Source organism: Streptomyces caelestis (assembly GCF_014205255.1).
Lineage (GTDB): Bacteria > Actinomycetota > Actinomycetes > Streptomycetales > Streptomycetaceae > Streptomyces > Streptomyces caelestis.
Genome location: NZ_JACHNE010000001.1, coordinates 487,039 through 502,112, shown reverse-complemented (window position 1 = coordinate 502,112; position 15,074 = coordinate 487,039). Strand labels below are relative to the sequence as shown.

General features: G+C 72.5%; 14 protein-coding genes and 2 pseudogenes. 5 read left to right on the top strand and 11 right to left on the bottom strand.

The window, feature by feature from the left end; genetic code table 11:
• Window positions 1-11: 11 nt before the first annotated feature.
• Window positions 12-1,223: an MFS transporter gene (locus HDA41_RS02235; RefSeq protein WP_184980119.1), complete on the bottom strand. Its 1,212-nt coding sequence runs from the start codon at window positions 1,221-1,223 to the stop codon at window positions 12-14.
• A gap of 98 nt (window positions 1,224-1,321) precedes the next feature.
• On the opposite strand from HDA41_RS02235, the gene HDA41_RS02230 reads away from it, so the two are divergent.
• Window positions 1,322-2,239: a LysR family transcriptional regulator gene (locus HDA41_RS02230; RefSeq protein ID WP_184980117.1), complete on the top strand. Its 918-nt coding sequence runs from the start codon at window positions 1,322-1,324 to the stop codon at window positions 2,237-2,239.
• Here the strand turns inward: HDA41_RS02230 and HDA41_RS02225 are convergent.
• Window positions 2,223-3,277: pseudogene (locus HDA41_RS02225) on the bottom strand (sigma factor-like helix-turn-helix DNA-binding protein). The gene HDA41_RS02230 and the pseudogene HDA41_RS02225 overlap by 17 nt on opposite strands.
• Before the next feature lie 183 nt (window positions 3,278-3,460).
• Between HDA41_RS02225 and HDA41_RS02220 the strand changes: the two are divergent.
• From HDA41_RS02220 to HDA41_RS02210, 3 genes are all read left to right on the top strand, one after another.
• Window positions 3,461-3,706: a hypothetical protein gene (locus tag HDA41_RS02220; protein WP_003994883.1), complete on the top strand. Its 246-nt coding sequence runs from the start codon at window positions 3,461-3,463 to the stop codon at window positions 3,704-3,706.
• A gap of 3 nt (window positions 3,707-3,709) precedes the next feature.
• Window positions 3,710-4,087, top strand: a complete 378-nt coding sequence (locus HDA41_RS02215) for a toxin Doc (protein ID WP_184980115.1) — start codon at window positions 3,710-3,712, stop codon at window positions 4,085-4,087.
• Window positions 4,088-4,373: 286 nt separating this feature from the next.
• The gene (locus tag HDA41_RS02210) at window positions 4,374-6,023 is read left to right on the top strand and encodes an RICIN domain-containing protein (RefSeq protein ID WP_184980113.1); all 1,650 of its coding nucleotides are present in this window, start codon (window positions 4,374-4,376) and stop codon (window positions 6,021-6,023) included.
• Window positions 6,024-6,094: 71 nt separating this feature from the next.
• On the opposite strand, the pseudogene HDA41_RS02205 reads toward HDA41_RS02210, so the two are convergent.
• The 3 genes and pseudogenes from HDA41_RS02205 to abmR form a co-directional block, all read right to left on the bottom strand.
• Window positions 6,095-6,505, bottom strand: a pseudogene (locus HDA41_RS02205) (alpha-hydroxy-acid oxidizing protein); the annotation flags it as partial.
• Window positions 6,506-6,644: 139 nt separating this feature from the next.
• On the bottom strand, window positions 6,645-7,337 hold the full coding sequence (locus HDA41_RS02200) for an alpha/beta fold hydrolase (RefSeq protein WP_184980111.1): 693 nt from the start codon (window positions 7,335-7,337) through the stop codon (window positions 6,645-6,647).
• Window positions 7,338-7,428: 91 nt separating this feature from the next.
• The gene (abmR, locus tag HDA41_RS02195) at window positions 7,429-8,013 is read right to left on the bottom strand and encodes an ATP-binding transcription factor AbmR (RefSeq protein WP_184980109.1); all 585 of its coding nucleotides are present in this window, start codon (window positions 8,011-8,013) and stop codon (window positions 7,429-7,431) included.
• Between the two features lie 325 nt (window positions 8,014-8,338).
• On the opposite strand from abmR, the gene HDA41_RS02190 reads away from it, so the two are divergent.
• The gene (locus tag HDA41_RS02190) at window positions 8,339-8,773 is read left to right on the top strand and encodes a protease inhibitor (RefSeq protein WP_184980107.1); all 435 of its coding nucleotides are present in this window, start codon (window positions 8,339-8,341) and stop codon (window positions 8,771-8,773) included.
• Window positions 8,774-8,928: 155 nt separating this feature from the next.
• Here HDA41_RS02190 and HDA41_RS02185 read toward each other — a convergent pair whose 3' ends face one another.
• The 6 genes from HDA41_RS02185 to HDA41_RS02160 all read right to left on the bottom strand — a co-directional run bounded on the left by HDA41_RS02185 (window position 8,929) and on the right by HDA41_RS02160 (window position 15,074).
• Window positions 8,929-9,135, bottom strand: coding sequence for a CDGSH iron-sulfur domain-containing protein (locus HDA41_RS02185; protein ID WP_184980105.1), 207 nt, complete (start codon window positions 9,133-9,135; stop codon window positions 8,929-8,931).
• Window positions 9,116-9,769, bottom strand: a complete 654-nt coding sequence (locus HDA41_RS02180; RefSeq protein WP_230299693.1) for a HemK2/MTQ2 family protein methyltransferase — start codon at window positions 9,767-9,769, stop codon at window positions 9,116-9,118. Before HDA41_RS02180 ends, HDA41_RS02185 begins: the two co-directional genes overlap by 20 nt.
• A gap of 21 nt (window positions 9,770-9,790) precedes the next feature.
• Window positions 9,791-10,804 carry an iron-containing redox enzyme family protein gene (locus HDA41_RS02175; protein WP_184980103.1) on the bottom strand — a complete coding sequence of 338 codons (1,014 nt, stop codon included), beginning with the start codon at window positions 10,802-10,804 and terminating at the stop codon, window positions 9,791-9,793.
• 122 nt (window positions 10,805-10,926) lie between these two features.
• Window positions 10,927-11,115 (bottom strand): hypothetical protein, encoded by a 189-nt coding sequence (locus tag HDA41_RS02170; RefSeq protein ID WP_184980101.1) that lies wholly within the window; start codon window positions 11,113-11,115, stop codon window positions 10,927-10,929.
• Window positions 11,116-11,164: 49 nt separating this feature from the next.
• Window positions 11,165-12,166: a Ppx/GppA family phosphatase gene (locus HDA41_RS02165; RefSeq protein ID WP_184980099.1), complete on the bottom strand. Its 1,002-nt coding sequence runs from the start codon at window positions 12,164-12,166 to the stop codon at window positions 11,165-11,167.
• A gap of 85 nt (window positions 12,167-12,251) precedes the next feature.
• Complete coding sequence (locus tag HDA41_RS02160) at window positions 12,252-15,074, bottom strand: NHLP bacteriocin export ABC transporter permease/ATPase subunit (protein ID WP_184980097.1); 2,823 nt, start codon at window positions 15,072-15,074, stop codon at window positions 12,252-12,254.

Genomic DNA, 15,074 nt, shown 5'->3' with positions numbered 1-15,074 from the left:
GGCCCGGCGGTCTAGCCGAGCCGGCCGCTCTCCGGGGCCCGACCCAGGGCGGTCGCCAACAGGGCGGCGAGCGCCAGGCCGCCGCCCAGCCACATCACAGCCTCGATCCCGGCGCCGTCCGCAGTGAGACCGCCGACCAGGGCGCCCAGCGCGATCGCCCCGTTGAAGACACCCACGAAGAGCGACGACGCCGCCTCGCGTGCCAGCGGCGCGGCGGCCAGCAACCAGGTCTGGGTGCTCACCGACACGCCGCCGTACGAGATGCCCCACACCGCGAGCAGCACACCGGCTGTCAGCACCGAGCCACCGAGCAGCGGCAGCAGCCCCACCGTGGCCGCCAGGACGAGGGCGATCACCAGGAGCGTGCCGCGCGGGGAGCGGCCCGCCCCGGCGCCGGCCGCGAAGTTCCCGAGGACGCCGGCAACGCCGTAGACGAGGAGCAGGGTGCCGATCATCGTGGGGCTGACCCCGGAGATCTCCTCCAGCGCGGGCCGTACGTACGTGTAGGCGGCGAAGTGCCCGGTGACCAGGAACGCCACCACGGCGAGCCCGGTCGCCACCCGCGGGTTGCCGATCAGCTTCAGCACGCCGCCGAACCTGATGTCCTGCTCGGCCGGGAGCGGCGGCAGCAGGGCCGCGAGCGCGATCAGGACCACCACGGCGAGGGCGGCGATGACGGCGAACGCCGTTCTCCAGTCGGCCAGTTCGCCGATGTACGTACCGGCCGGGACGCCCAGCACCGAGGCCACCGCGATCCCGCTGAAGATGAGTGAGGTAGCCGGGCCGATGGCGGTGCCGGACACGAGCCGTACGGCGAGACCGGCGGCGACCGCCCAGACCACGCCCATGCCGATGCCGACGAGGACGCGGGCGACCACCATCACCCCGAAGTTGGGGGCCCACGCCGCGAGCAGGTTGCCCAGCGCGAGCAGCGCCATCATGGAGCACAGCAGCACCCGGCGGTCCAGCCGGCCGAGCAGCGGCGTCAGCAGCGGCGCGGAGACCGCGCCGACCAGACCCGTGATGGTGAGGGTGAGCCCGGCGGTCCCCTCGCTCACATGAAGCGCGTCGCCGATGGGGGTGAGCAGCCCCACCGGCAGCATCTCGGAGGTGACCACCGTGAACGTCGCCCCGGCGACGGCGGCGACCGCGGGCCCGCCCCCACGTCGTGCGGACTGCCCCTCTCCGGGCGCCTTGCCTGCGATTTCCTCTGTCTGTGCCATACAACCAGCCAACCCGCAGGGCCGTTCGGGAACAACGGCCAATCTCTCATCCTTCCATGAGTAGGATTACTCGATCGGGTGGAGGAGGCCGGGATTCCGTGGGCGGTATCGAGATCCGCGAGTTGGAGGCGTTCCTCGTCCTCGCCGAGGAGCTGCACTTCGGCCGGGCGGGCGAGCGACTGTACGTCTCCCAGAGCAGGGTGAGCCAGCTGCTGCGCGCCCTGGAGGGACGGATCGGCGCCCCGCTGGTCGAGCGCACCAGCCGCCGGGTGCGGCTGACCCCGCTCGGGGAGTCCTTCATCGGCAGCCTGCGGCCCGCGTACGACCGGCTGCGCGCAACCCTGGACGAGGCGCGGGCCGCCGCCCGGGCGGAGGTGGGCGGGGTGCTGCGGATCGGCTTCCAGGGCACCGTCGACGACTACCTCGCCCAGGCGATAGCCCTGTTCGAGGAGGAGTGCCCGGGGTGCGTCCTGGAGCTGACGGAGATCCCGCTGTCGGACCCGTTCGGGCCGTTGCGCCGCCAGGAGGTGGACTGCGCGGTGGTGCTCCTGCCAGTACGGGAGGAGGACCTGGTGCTCGGGCCGGTCTTCTCCCGGCAGCCTCAGACCCTCGCCGTCTCCGTCCGGCACCCGTTCGCGGCCCGGGAGTCGGTGTCGGCGGAGGAACTGACCGACTGCCGGCTCATCGGCGTGGGCGCGGGCGGGGCGCCCGGTCCCGCTCCCGCGTACTGGCGCCTGGCGCAGACCCCGGACCACACCCCGGAGCTGAAACCGATCCCGGCGGGTCCACTGGTCAACACCCTTCAGGAGGGGCTGAGTCTGACGGCGGCGGACCGGGGCGCGATGCTGCTGTGCCGGTCCACGGCCGACTACCACGGGCGGCGCAGCTCCATCACCTTCATCCCGGTCGACGGACTGCCCCCCTCCGAGCTGGGGCTGATCTGGCACCGCTCCCATGTCCCCCCGACCGCCCTCGCCTTCGCGCGGGCGGTGAAGGGCGTCACGCCGGGGCCGTAACCGTGACCCTCCCGATGGGGGCCTCACAGAAGGGCGAGCCCAGCCCAGACCACCTTCCGTGGCACGGGCCCCAGTCGTACCCCCCCCCTTCCCCGACAGCGTCTCGACCAGCAGCAGCCCGTTCCCGACTGCGACGAATGTCCGGGTTGGCCACGACGTAGATGCCCCGCACCCGGTCGCCCTCCGAGGTGAGGTCCAGCACCAGGACGGCGAACGGCGCGTCGCCGTCGAACAGCACCGCCGCGTCGTCGCCGTTGACGCGCCGGTAGCGGAACACGGGGTTGCTCGGGCCGCCCCGGCCGGACGTGAGCAGGCGGGCCACCTTGTCCCGGCCGTGCACCGGGCGCAGGCTCGCCGGCCTGCGCTTGCCGCCGGCGTCGGTCCACGCCGTGACGTCCGGCGCGAGGACCTCCATCAGCTCGGCGATGTCCCCGCCGAGCGCCGCCCGCACGAACCGCTCGGTCGCCTCCCGCCGCACCCGCGGATGCGCCTCGTACCGGGGCCGCCGCGCGTGCACATGCTCCCGTGCCCGGTGCGCCAACTGCCGTACGGCGGCGGGGGAGCGGTCGATGATCTCGGCTATCTCGGCGTGCGGGTAGCCGAACACCTCGCCAGGACGAACACGGCCCGCTCCAGCGGGGTCAGCGCCTCCAGGACCACCAGCATCGCCAGCGACACCGACTCCGAGCGCGGGGCCGGGCCGTCGGCGGTGTCGGTCGCCTCGTCGGCGACCAGGGGTTCGGGCAGCCAGGAGCCCACGTACGTCTCCTGACTGCGGCTGATCACGGCGCGGCGGCGCAGCGCGTGGTCGACCGCCACCCGGACCAGATAGGCCCGGGGATTGTCGACGCCGGCCAGGGGAGCGCCCCCGCCGCGGGCCGTCCAGGACAGCCATGTCTCCTGCAGGACGTCCTCGGTGCCGGCGACACTGCCGAGCATGTTGTAGACGACGCCGAACAGCAGCTCGCGTTGGTCGACGAACACCCCGGTCGCCTCGTCGAGCGGGGCTGCGGTGCCGGGTACGGGGATCTCGGTCATGCGTGGTCCTCCCAGAGGCGCGCTCACCACTGCGAGCCGGACGGGGCCCCGGAATGTGACATCGCGCGATGTGATGTGATGATCTCAGCGGGTGACCGACGGCACACCTCCGTCGGTACCGTTGAGCCCGCCCCCTGACCTGGGGGTATTTACGAGTCAGTACCCGCGCGGTACCGTGAAGACATGCCAGCTCTCAACGTGGAGTTCAGCGACCGCGAGCTTGAGGACCTGCGGCAGATCGCCAAGGAGCGCGGTACGTCCATGAAGGCACTCGTGCGGGAGGCGGCCGCGGCCGACATAGCCCGCCACCGGGCCCTGCAGGAGGGCGCGGAGGCCTTCCGCAGGTTCTTCGCGACCCACGCCGACGAGTTCGCCGCCGCCTTCCCCGACGACGAACCGCCCAGCAAGGGCGAAGGGCGGGCCGCCTGACCCATGGCACCCGTCATCCATATCGACGTGCCGTGGCTGCTTCAGCGCCACGAGGAGGTCCTGCCGGACCAGCCCACCGTCAACGATTTCTCCGCGCTGGTCGCCGCCGTCGCCCGGCACCGCGTCGACCCGCCGCGCCTCGGGGTGAACTCCGACGCGGCCTGGCGGGCCGCCGCGCTGCTGCACACCCTCACCGTGCTCCGGCCGCTGCCCTCGGCCAACGCCCGCTTCGCGTGTGCGACGGCGGTGGCGTACATGTTCGTCAGCGGTGTCGGCATCGATCCGCCCTACGGCGCCCTCGTCGACCTCGCCCGGGACCTGATGTCCGGCACGACCGATGTCTACGGCGCGGCGGACCGGCTGCGGTCCTGGCAGATCTGAATGTCGAAAGCCGGTGCGACCGGCGGGCGCCCGTTCCCATTTCTGACTTTCTGTCAAGGGTTGATGTTGCGCGGGCGCCTTGTTGGGCGTGTGGGGGTTGTGCAAGAGTGAAACACACGTGCGGGGGGAATGGTCGTGTTCGCACGCGTTTTGCAGACCAGGTCCGATTCGCCCAGGGTGAATTCGCACCTCCCGTGCCGCGCCGAAAAAGGTACGCGCCAACCGGGCTCCTTTTCCGGCGGCAGGACTTCTGTGTGTCACGTGCGCGTGGGAAGGAACCATCTCAGTGCCCACCCCCCACCCCCCTCGTCCCCCGTATCCCCCGCCCGGCGGGGATCGCGGGGAATCCGATGAATCTCTCGCCGCCCCGCTGAGAGGCAGCCCGGAGGGCGAGGTCGCCGCCCGTTCCGTCGCGCTGCTGATGGCGCGGCACTGGCAGCCGGTGCACGAGTACGCCGTCATCTGTCTCGCCTCGTCGGCGCAGGTCGCCGAGATGGTCACGGGAATCGCCTTCCACCGGACCCTGAACCGTCTCGCCTTCGGGGAGTCGGCCGTCGCGCTGCGCCCGGCACTTCTGGTGACCGTGCGCGACACGGTCCGGGAGTGGTCCGGCGACGATCGAATATCCGCGGTGCTGCCGGCGTTGCAGAAACCGGCCGGAGGGCGTGGGCTGCGTGCGGCGACGTCCGTGACGCCCGAAAATAGAGTTCTGGCGGAGCGGGCATTTCAGGCACTTCCCGCAGCCGCGCGCTGTTTGCTCTGGCATGTCGAGGTCGAGGCTGATCCTTTAAGCGTTCCGGCCGGTCTGCTGGGTATGGATACCGACATCGCGTCGGCCGCCCTCGAACAAGCGCGTGATAAATTCCGCGAGGGTTGTGTACAGGCCCATAGTGAACTCGCGCCGACCCAGGACTGCCGCTTCTACAACCGTCTCCTCGACGTCCCGATCCGCCGGGGCGGCGCACTGCTGCCCGATGTCCAGGAGCATCTGGCGGAGTGCCGCTACTGCCGGAACGCGGCCGAACAACTGAGCCATTTCGAGGGCGGGCTGGGCCCGTTGATCGCCGAAGCGGTGCTCGGCTGGGGCGTGCGCCGTTACCTCGACTCGCGCCCGGGCCGGTCCTCGCACAGCGCGCGGGGCGGGCGCGCGGGCCGGCGCGGCGGAGGGCGGGGCGACGGGCGGCCCGGGGGCGGACGCCACCGCCTGCTGTCCCGGATCCCCCTGCAGGTCCGCCGGGTTCCGGGCGTGCGCATCCCGGACGCGCTGCGCTCCTCGCGGGCGCTGCTCTCGGGCGTCGGCGCGGTCTCGGCCGGGGTGCTGGCGACCGTGCTCATCATCAGCGCGTCGTCCTACGACGGCGGCCAGGCCGACCCGGCCGGCTCCAACAGCGCCGAAGGCGGCAGCGGCGCCGGGTCCGTGACGCCGCCCGGCACGGCCGGGCTTCCCACGGCACCGGGCGTGACGCGGTTGCGCAACGCCGGCGCCGGCCTGTGCCTCGACGTCCGGGGCCTGCCGAAGGAGGGCTCGGGGACGAAGCTGGCGGAGTGCTCTGCTGCGTGGACCCAGCAGTGGACGTACGAGAACGACGGTCTGCTGCGCAGCGTCGCCGATCCCGGCCTGTGCCTGGACTCGCACAAGGACGCCGGCGTCGTCGTCCTCGGCACCTGCGCCGAGGAGGACACCGAGCGGGGCGGCGACGTGCGCTACGACCTCACCGTGCAAGGGGAGTTGCTGCCCCGCTGGGACGAGCAGCTCGCCCTCGCCTCCACCCACGACGACCCCGGGGCCGACGTCGTCGTCAAGGTGCGGGGCCCCTCCGACGAGCAGCGCTGGCAGGCCGAGCCCGTGCCGACGACGGCGGGTTCCCTGTCGATCGAGGAGCAGCAGGGCCCGACGGCACGGCAGGTGACCCTGTCCCACGGCCGGACGGCGTGACCACGGGCCCCAGGGCCCGAGCGGGGCTGCGCGGCGCACGCGTCGCGCAGCCCGCCCGTCAGGCCGGGGCCCCAGTACAGCTGGAACCAGCGTTCGGCGTCGCCCATCACGTCGGCGACCTGCTCCATCGGCGTGCTCGACACGGAGGACAGGATGTACGGCACACCCTGCGCCGCGGCGGCCCGGGCCGCCGCCGGCTCCGCGTCCGGATGCATGATCGACAGCACTCCCACGGGGGCCAGGGCCAGCGGGGCGGGCAACGGACGGCCGAGGACCTCGACCGACAGATCCCGCTCCTGCACGTCCCGCAGCATGCGCGGCACGATCCGACGGCCTTCGAGCGCGGCCCGGTTGGCGCGTGCGGTGCTTCCGTTGCCCGCCGAGCCCGCCACGTACCCGACGGGGCCGGGGCCGAGCCGCTGCTCGGTGAGGGCCTCCAGGCGGGTCAGATCCGTGGGCAGCCGTGGGACGACCCCTGCCATGCCATTGAGGTAGATCTCGTACTGCTAGTCGGCCCAGTGCTGTGCCATCGGCCTGTCCCGCCTCTCGTCGTCCAGCCTGCGCCCAGCCGACGATACGCGCGAGCAGACCGGTCGCCCGGCCGTCGGCACGGACCTCCGGTCAGGATCCCGCGACCGACGCGTGCAGGACGCGGGCCAGTTCACGCGGCTCCGAGAACATCGGCCAGTGGCCCGTGGCCATCTCCACCAGCTCCCACTGGTCACTCTTGAGGAGCTCGGCCACCGCCGGCATCGGCTCCTCCCCGTCGAGGAGGCACTTCACATACGTCGCCGGGAGCTCCCCCAGGGGACCGGCGAGCACGGCCGGTTCGGTGAGCGTGGCACCCGGATGCGGGGAACCGTCGACGATCCGGGCGATCTGCGCGTCCGTCAGTCCCTGCCCCGCGTAGTCCGGCGCGCCGAGCGGCGGCCAGAACCCGTCGTGCTCGGTGATCGACTGCCGTACGGAGTCGCTCGGCCAGCCCGAGAGGAACGACTCCCCGTCCACCGGCACGTTCGCGTCGACGAACACCACGCGCCGCAGCCGCTCCCCGATCCGCTCGGCGGCCTGCCCGACCGGTATGCCCGCGTAGCTGTGCCCCACGAGGACGACGTCGCGCAGGCCGAGGCGCTCCACCTCGTCGACGATGTCCCGCACGTGTGTCTGCCGCCCGGCCGGTACACCCCGCTTCTCGGCGAGGCCCGAGAGCGTCAGCGGATGGACGTCATGCCCGGCGCCGCGCAGCTCCGCGGCCACCTCGTCCCACGCCCACGCCCCGAGCCATGTCCCTGCCACCAGTACGAAGTTGGTCATGCCGGCAACTTAGCCGAAGGCTCCGACAACGCCCCCTCGGCGCCGGGCCGGTGAACGGCAGGGCGCCGCAGGAAAACCCTCCACCGCGCGGTCACCCCTCGTCATCCGTCTGCTTCCTGTGCTCCGTGTGTTCGGTGTGATCCCCTGGATCCGGCTCCGCGTCCGGCCCCTGGGCCCGGACCCGCTGCACGTGTTCGAGGGAGTCGCGCAATTCCGCGAGCCAGTCGTCGGTGTGACGCTGGACCAGACGCACGCACCAGGCCAGCGCGTCGCTACGGCTGCGGGCGACACCGCCGGCGATCAGGGTGTCGAGGACCTGGCGCTCCGGCTGGCGCAGCCGTGTCATGACGGGCGCGGCCACATGCGTGAAGAGGGTGCGCCGCCCGCCGCACTCCACACCCCAGGACACCTTCCGGCGGAACCGGTGCTCGGCCTCCCGGGCCACGGCCATCCGGTCCTCACGCGTGCGTTCCCGGAACTCCTGCGCCCGGCCTTCCAGGGCCGCCTCCCGCTCGGGGGCCGGGGCGTCCTCGGTCAGCCGGGGTTCGGGGATGCGGCCGATCACGGTGATCTCCTCACGGTCGACCGTGATCTCGGTCAGCTCCTCGAAAAGGTCGTCGGGAAGACGGCCCGCGAACCAGCCGCGCAGTTTCTCTCTCTGCTCTGTCGTAATCATGTAATGACGATTACTCGGGCAGAGCATGAACACAAGGGGTCGCAAAGCAGTCGGCCGAGAGCGGAACCGGAATGTTTCAGGCCTATTAACGAACACCCGAAAATCGGCCATCTGGCCGCTTCGTGACCCCGGAGGCCGTGCGGTTGCGGGCTTCACGCGGGCGCGTTCTGTAACTTCACGCCACTGATTCAACACGCAAGGTTACTGAAACCCGTGGGGTCGATGTGTGTTTCGGCGGCGGACTCGGCAGACTCGCGCTCGCCGCCCCGGGCACCGACCGAGCACGGGCCGGCACCCCCTGTAATCGAGCGGAAGGATGCACACAATGCGGAACCCCGCGCGCTGGGCCATGACCCTCGGCCTGACGGCCACCGCCGTCTGCGGACCCCTCTCCGGGGCCGCGCTCGCCAGTCCGGGTCAGGCCCCCACCGCGCTCTACGCCCCGTCGGCCCTCGTTCTCACGGTGGGCCACGGTGAGAGCGCGGCCGCCGCGACTCCGGAACGCGCGGTCACCCTGACCTGTGCCCCGACGCCCTCCGGCACGCACCCGGTCGCCGCTTCCGCCTGCGCGGAACTGCGCGGCGTCAGCGGCGACATCCACGCCCTGACCGCGAAGGAGGGCCTGATGTGCACCAAGCAGTACGACCCCGTGGTCGTCACCGTCGACGGTGTCTGGCAGGGCCAGCGCGTCTCCTACGAGCGCACGTTCTCCAACGAGTGCGTGAAGAACGCCTACGGTTCCGGCGTCTTCGCGTTCTGAGAGACCGGGATCGCGCTGTTCCCGTGAGACACGGCGGCTCGCGGCTGGGGAGCCGGGCCGCTGTCGCGGGGACCTGCGATCTCGCACAAGGGGGCCGGCGGGCGGAGTGGGGCCGCCCGCCGGCCCCTGGGTTCACCGGCCACCGCGCGCCGGGCTCAGGCCCGGTCGCGGTGGCTCGTGTCGCACCAGGGATAGCGGCGGCTGCGACGGCAGGTGCACAGGGCCACGCGGAAGCGGTCCGAGGTGACGACGGAACCGTCCTCCAGCTCCACCTCCACCGGGCCCTCCACCAGCAGCGGTCCCTTGCGCTGGACCGTGATGCGGCGCGGCGCCGCGGACGGGTCAGACGGGGAGTTCGGCACGGACGACCACCAGCTCTTCCTTGTCCTCGGCGGCGGACAGCAGCCCCCGCTCCCGCAGCCAGCGTTCCCGGCCGCGCAGCACCGGGCCGAACGCGATCCGCCGCCGGCGCGTCACCGCGGCCTTCAGACCGGCCGAGCGCAGCTGCCCGACGGTCAGGTCGGGGCCGCTCAGCGCGGACTGCACCACCAGCAGCACCCCGCCCGGACGCAGCAGGTCAGGCGCCTCCCGGCAGATCCGGTCCACGACCAGCCGTCCGTCGCCGCCCGCGTCCCAGGCGCGGGCCGCGCCCCGCGGCTGTCCGGCACCGTCCGGCGCCGGCACGTACGGCGGGTTGGCCATGATCAGGTCGAACGACTCGCCGCGCACCGGGTCGAAGAGATTCCCGCGCCGGATGCGGACGGGGAGCCCGGCCCGCGCAGCGTTCAGCCGTGCGGCCCACACCGCCCTCCACGACACGTCCACGGCGGTCACACGAAAGCCCTGGCGCGCGGCCTCCAGGGCCAGGGCGCCGGTACCGGTGCCGACGTCCAGGACCTCCGCGCCCGGCGGCAACGGCTCGTCGGACAGGACGCCGGCCAGCAGCTCGGTGTCTTCCTGCGGGGCGTACACGCCCGGGGGGACCAGTGGGTTCACGACGCTCGGGTACCCGGCCAGTCAGGAGATATGGGCAGATTCACGGGCAAGCAGTGCATGCAGTGACGAACGTGACACCCGCCAGTCGGCGAGCAGCCGGGAGGCGAAGCGGTCCTCGACGAACCCGGTGGCGTCGATCCCGAACACCACGTCCGGGGCCAGATGCGGCTCCTCCTCCAGCAGACCGCCGATGACGTCGCGGCGCACCACCTGCTCGTGGACCGCGTCGGCCTCGACGTGCTCGTCGTAGAAGTGCTCGGCCGCGGGTCCGGCGCCGGTGCGGCGCATCGCCTCGGCCAGCCGCCGCGATCCCGGTGGCGAGGTGATCTCGACAGTCGCGAAGTGGCCGACCAGGGCACCCCTGAGGGCCCGGTGCAGGCCGAAGAGGGACATGAGGTTCACCGTGACCAGGGCCTCGGCGGACGCCGCGTCGAGGTAGCGGCCGTACGTGGTGTCCAGGCCCAGGTCCGTCATCAGGTCGGCGAACAGCCGGGCGTGCACACGGTCGGCGCGGCCGCCGCCCCACTCGTCGAACTCCACCGCCGCCATCGCCGCCTTCGCGCGGCCCCACAGCCGCGGCAGCACCCACGCGTGCGGGTCCGCTTCCTTGAGGTGGTACAGGGAGCGCTGGGCCGCGTACTCGCGCAGGTGCCACAGCTCGCCCTCGTCGCGCAGGAAGTGGGTGACGCCCGTGCCGTCGACGGGCTCGACCAGGAGGTCCGCCAGTGCCTCGTCCACGCTGTCGTGGACGAGGGCGTCGGCGCGCAGGGCGGACAGGAAGCGCTGCTCCAGGGCCGCCCGGATGCGCAGCAGGTCGGGGTCCCACTCGCGGTCGGGGGACACACCCGCGAAGCCGCGGTAGTGCAGCTCGTAGCACAGGTACAGGGCGAGCTGGAGGTCCTCGCCGTACACCGTGGCACGAGCGACGTCCTCAAGCCGCGGCAGCCGGCCCGCGCCCTCCAGGTATGCCGCGACGCCCCTGCTCAGCGGGCCGCGCGGGGTGGGGAGTCCTGGTTCTTCACGGTGGTGCTCCATGCGCGCCGGGTACCCGGCCGGCGCCGGGGGTCACCTACTCGCGTAGCACCGGCGTGAAAGGTGTTCCGGCACGGCATGAAGGGGCCGGACCCCGGGCCCGGCCCCTTCAGAACCTCTTCCTGTCAGTCCCCCTGGGACTCCTCCTGGGCGCGCGTGTTGGGGGTGATGGCCTCTCCGGCCTCGCCCCGGTGGCGTCGCTGCTCGGCGGAGTCGTGGGTGCGGTTCTCGGCGTCCTCGATCTCGCGCAGGACCTCCTCCAGCGCCGTCTCGGGCTTCCTGTCGGAGCCGTCGTGGTTCTTGTCCTGGGACACGGGGGTCTCCTTCCTGCGTTCGGTGCGTTCCGTTGTCGTCCGCCGGTGCTCAGCTGGAGGCGACGCGCAGCGGCACCGGCTCGGGCGGGGCCGCCTCCTCGTTGCGGCGGGTGACCTCCGCCCACCAGGCGGGGCCGTCCTCGATGTGCCGCAGCAGCACGCCCTCCCGGATCGCCCAGGGACAGACCGTGACGGACCTGAGGCCGGTCAGCTTCATCGCGGTGTGCGCGACCACCGCTCCGGCCAGGCTCTGCGCGGCCCGCGGCGCGGAGATGCCGGGCAGCAGCGCGCGTTCGGCGGCGGGCAGGGCGGCCAGCCGGGGGATCGCCTCCCGCAGCGCCTCTCGGTGCAACTGCCGATCGACGAACGGGCCGTGGCGGCCGGGTGCCGTACCGCACAGCCGTCCCAGTTGCTGGAAGGTGCGCGAGGTGGCGACCGCGGTGCGCGGGCCCTCCCAGCGGATCCGCGCCGCGACGTCCCGCAGCTGGTGGCGGACCTTGCGGCGCAGCGCCCGCACCCGCTCCGGCGACGGCGGGTCCTCTTCCTTGAAGAACTCGTGCGTGAGCCGGCCCGCGCCCAGCGGCAGCGACGCCACGAAGTCCGGCAACCGGCCGCGCCCGAAGGCGACTTCGAGCGAGCCGCCGCCGATGTCGAGCAGCGCGAGCGGCCCCGACCGCCAGCCCATCCAGCGCCGGGCCCCGAGAAACGTCAGCTCCGCCTCGACCTCGCCCGGCAGCGTGCACAGGTCCACGCCGGTACGGGCCCGGACGGTGTGCAGCACCTCCTGCCGGTTCGGCGCGCTGCGCACCACGGCGGTCGCGAACGCCAACGGGCCGGCCGCACCCCACCGGGTGGCGGTCCGGCTCGCCTCGGCGACCGCGTGCACCAGTTGTTCCACGGCCGGCTCCGGGATGGGTCCCCCCGGTGTGACCTGCTCGGACAGCCTGAGCCGCCACTTGGCGGTGTGCACCGGAAGCGGTACGCCGTCGTCCGCGTCCGCGACCACCAGTCTGACCGTGTTCGATCCCACGTCCACCACGCTCATTCGCATGGGCCGTGGGTACCCACTTCTGACAGAGCCCAACGGTCCGGGCCGCGGGGTACGGCGAAGACGCGCCACCGCAGGCCGGGGATCGTCACGCCATCTGGCGCCGCACCAGCTCGTGCAGCCGGCCGCCCGTGTCGGCCAGCAGCTGGGCGGGCGGGCCCTGCTGGACGACCTTTCCGTCCTCCATCACCACGACCCGGTCGGCGTCCAGCACGGTCGACAGCCGGTGGGCGATGACGATCCGGGTGGCGTTGAGGGCCTTGGTGCTCTCGATGACCGTGCGCTGGGTCTCGTTGTCCAGGGCGCTGGTCGCCTCGTCGAAGAAGAGGATGCGCGGCCGGCGGATCAGCGCCTGGGCGATCATCAGCCGCTGGCGCTGGCCGCCGGAGACGGCGCCGCTGCCCGAGACGATGGTGTGCAGACCCATCGGCATCCGCTTGATGTCCTCGGCGAGCCCGGCCATCTCGGCCGCCGCCATCGCCTCCTCCGGCGTGTACGGCTCCGTGCCGCAGATGACGTCCAGGATCGAACCGGTGAACGGCTGCGCGTGCTGGAGCACCACACCGCACTGGCGGCGCACCGCCGACTGGTCGAGCGCGGCCAGGTCCTGACCGTCGTAGAGGACGCTGCCCGACACCGGCCGGTCGAAGCCGATCAGCAGGCGCAGCAGCGTCGACTTGCCGCAGCCGCTCGGGCCGACGACCGCGACGAACTCGCCCGGCCGCACCTCGAACGACACGTCGTCCAGGACCAGCGGGCCGTCGTCCGAATAGCGGAAGGACAGCCGCCGCGCCTCCAGCGCCCCGGACAGCGGCCCCGGACGCGTGCTCGCCGTGCGCACCTCGGGCGTCGCGTCCAGGACCGGCTTGATCTCCTCGAACAGCGGCAGCGCGGCCACGGCCGAGACGAACGCGCCCGTCAGCTGGGTCACCGAGGTCAGCACCATCGTCACCGAGGTGTTGAAGGTGAGGAACGCGGCCGCCGACATCGAGCCCCGGGCCGGACCCGCCAGCAGCATGAACATCAGCAGCGTGCACAGCGGCAGATACACCGCCCCGAGCACCGACGTGAGGTTCTTGATGCGGCCGACCTTCTGCTGGAGCTCCCGGCTGCGCGCGAACTGGGACGCCCACGCGGCGTACGCGTAGTTCTCGGCGGCGGCCACCCGCAGCTTGGGCAGACCGCGCAGCGTCTGGAACGCCTGGTTGTTCAGCTTGTTGGAGAGCACGACGAGGCGCCGCTGCCACCGCACCTGCCACAGCCCGAGCCCCAGGAACACGGCCGCGATGACCACGAGCATGCCGACCGCGGCCATCGCCATCGGCACGCTGAACCACAGCAGCAGCCCCAGATTCATCGCCCCGACCGTCACCGACTGGGCGACCGTCGGACCGACTCCCGCCAGCAGCCTGCGGATCGAGCTGATGCCCATGGCCGCGCTGGCCAGTTCGCCGGTGGAGCGTTCGGTGAAGAACCTCGTCGGCAGCCTGAGCAGCCGGTCCCACACGGCCGGCTGGAGCGTGGCCTCGATGCGGCCCTCCAGCCGCAGGATGGTCAGGTTCTGCAACAGCATGAAGGCCGCCGCCACCACGCTGCTCAGCATCACCGCCAGGCACACCTGCACGATCAGGTCCGTCTGCGCCTTCGGCACGAACTCGCCGAGCACCTTGCCGGTGGCGATGGGCACCAGCGCGCCGATCGCCACCGTGACCAGTCCGCTGAGCAGCAGCCCGGTCAGGTCGCGGCGCGTGCCCCGCATACAGAACCGCAGCAGCCTGAGCGGACTGAGCCCGCGCTCGGGCAGCGGGCGGTAGAACATCACCGCGCGCGGCTCGAACTCGTCGGCGTTCGCCTTCTCGATCGGTGTCTCACGCCCGGTCGACGGATGGACGGCGACGTATCCGCCGCGCCGCCACAGCAGCGCCACCGGCGCTCCGGACAGCGCCCGGTGACCGACCAGCGGCCCGACGTCGTCCCGCCACCAGCGGCCGTCCAGGCGCACGGCCCGGGTACGGACGCGGGAGGCCAGGGCGACCTGCTCGACCGGGTCGAGGCGGTCGCCGCCGGTGCCCTTCTGGGCGGGCTCGGTGAGGCTGATCCCGGCCGCCTGACCGACCAGCTTGCACGCCGCGTACGTGGCGTCGGCGTCGGCCGCGGTGGTCCGCTTCGAGGACCGCTTGCCGATGGAGGCGAGCAGCGTCCGGTCGGCCTGGGCGCGTACCGCCTCACCGGCCTTGATGCCCTCGGCCGTCCGCGACTCGTGGGTGCGCTCCAGCTGCTCGATCCAGCGGTCCAGCGTGGTCAGCAGCCGGTACTGCTGGTCGACCATGGTCTGCCACAGCGCCGGGTCCATCAGCAGGTCGGCCGCGGCCTCCGCGCCGTACAGCGAGCCGTACTGGACGCTGCCCGGCGGCACCTGCATCCAGAACACGTCGTCGTCCGTGGGCGCGGCGGCCTGCTCGGTGGCCATCGGTGCCTGGAAGAGGATGGACAGGCTGCGGCCGACGCCCAGGGCGAGGGCGTACTCCAGCGGGCTCGTCGTCGGCGGCACGTACTGCGGGTTGCCGTACTCGTCGTATGACCAGGTCGCGGTGTTGGCGGGCTGGTACAGCTCGCGCAGGCCGATGCGGTGCACCACGCAGTCCCGCAGCGGGCGGGCCACCAGGGTGTGCTGGGGCCCCGCCACGGGCCCGAGCACCAGCGAGCCCGCCTCCAGGCGGCCCAGGTGGTGCCAGTGGCCCTGCTGGCCGGCGTCCACCGCGAACAGGTCGACGGCACCCGACGCGACCAGCCACAGCACCTGCGGGCCCTCCAGGTCGAGGCGGTTGAACCCGGCGCAGTCGATGCGCGAACCCATCTGCCCGAACGCGTTGAGGACGAGGTCACCCTCGTGTCCCTGAACGGCCGTCAT

What these genes read in the sequence shown, in the direction of transcription:
- HDA41_RS02235 (WP_184980119.1), bottom strand. Translation starts at nt 1,223, where the DNA reads ATGGCACAGACAGAGGAAATCGCAGGCAAGGCGCCCGGAGAGGGGCAG.
- HDA41_RS02220 (WP_003994883.1), top strand. Translation starts at nt 3,461, where the DNA reads ATGCCAGCTCTCAACGTGGAGTTCAGCGACCGCGAGCTTGAGGACCTG.
- HDA41_RS02215 (WP_184980115.1), top strand. Translation starts at nt 3,710, where the DNA reads ATGGCACCCGTCATCCATATCGACGTGCCGTGGCTGCTTCAGCGCCAC.
- HDA41_RS02200 (WP_184980111.1), bottom strand. Translation starts at nt 7,337, where the DNA reads ATGACCAACTTCGTACTGGTGGCAGGGACATGGCTCGGGGCGTGGGCG.
- abmR (WP_184980109.1), bottom strand. Translation starts at nt 8,013, where the DNA reads ATGATTACGACAGAGCAGAGAGAGAAACTGCGCGGCTGGTTCGCGGGC.
- HDA41_RS02190 (WP_184980107.1), top strand. Translation starts at nt 8,339, where the DNA reads ATGCGGAACCCCGCGCGCTGGGCCATGACCCTCGGCCTGACGGCCACC.
- HDA41_RS02175 (WP_184980103.1), bottom strand. Translation starts at nt 10,804, where the DNA reads ATGGAGCACCACCGTGAAGAACCAGGACTCCCCACCCCGCGCGGCCCG.
- HDA41_RS02165 (WP_184980099.1), bottom strand. Translation starts at nt 12,166, where the DNA reads ATGCGAATGAGCGTGGTGGACGTGGGATCGAACACGGTCAGACTGGTG.
- HDA41_RS02160 (WP_184980097.1), bottom strand. Translation starts at nt 15,074, where the DNA reads ATGACGGCCGTTCAGGGACACGAGGGTGACCTCGTCCTCAACGCGTTC.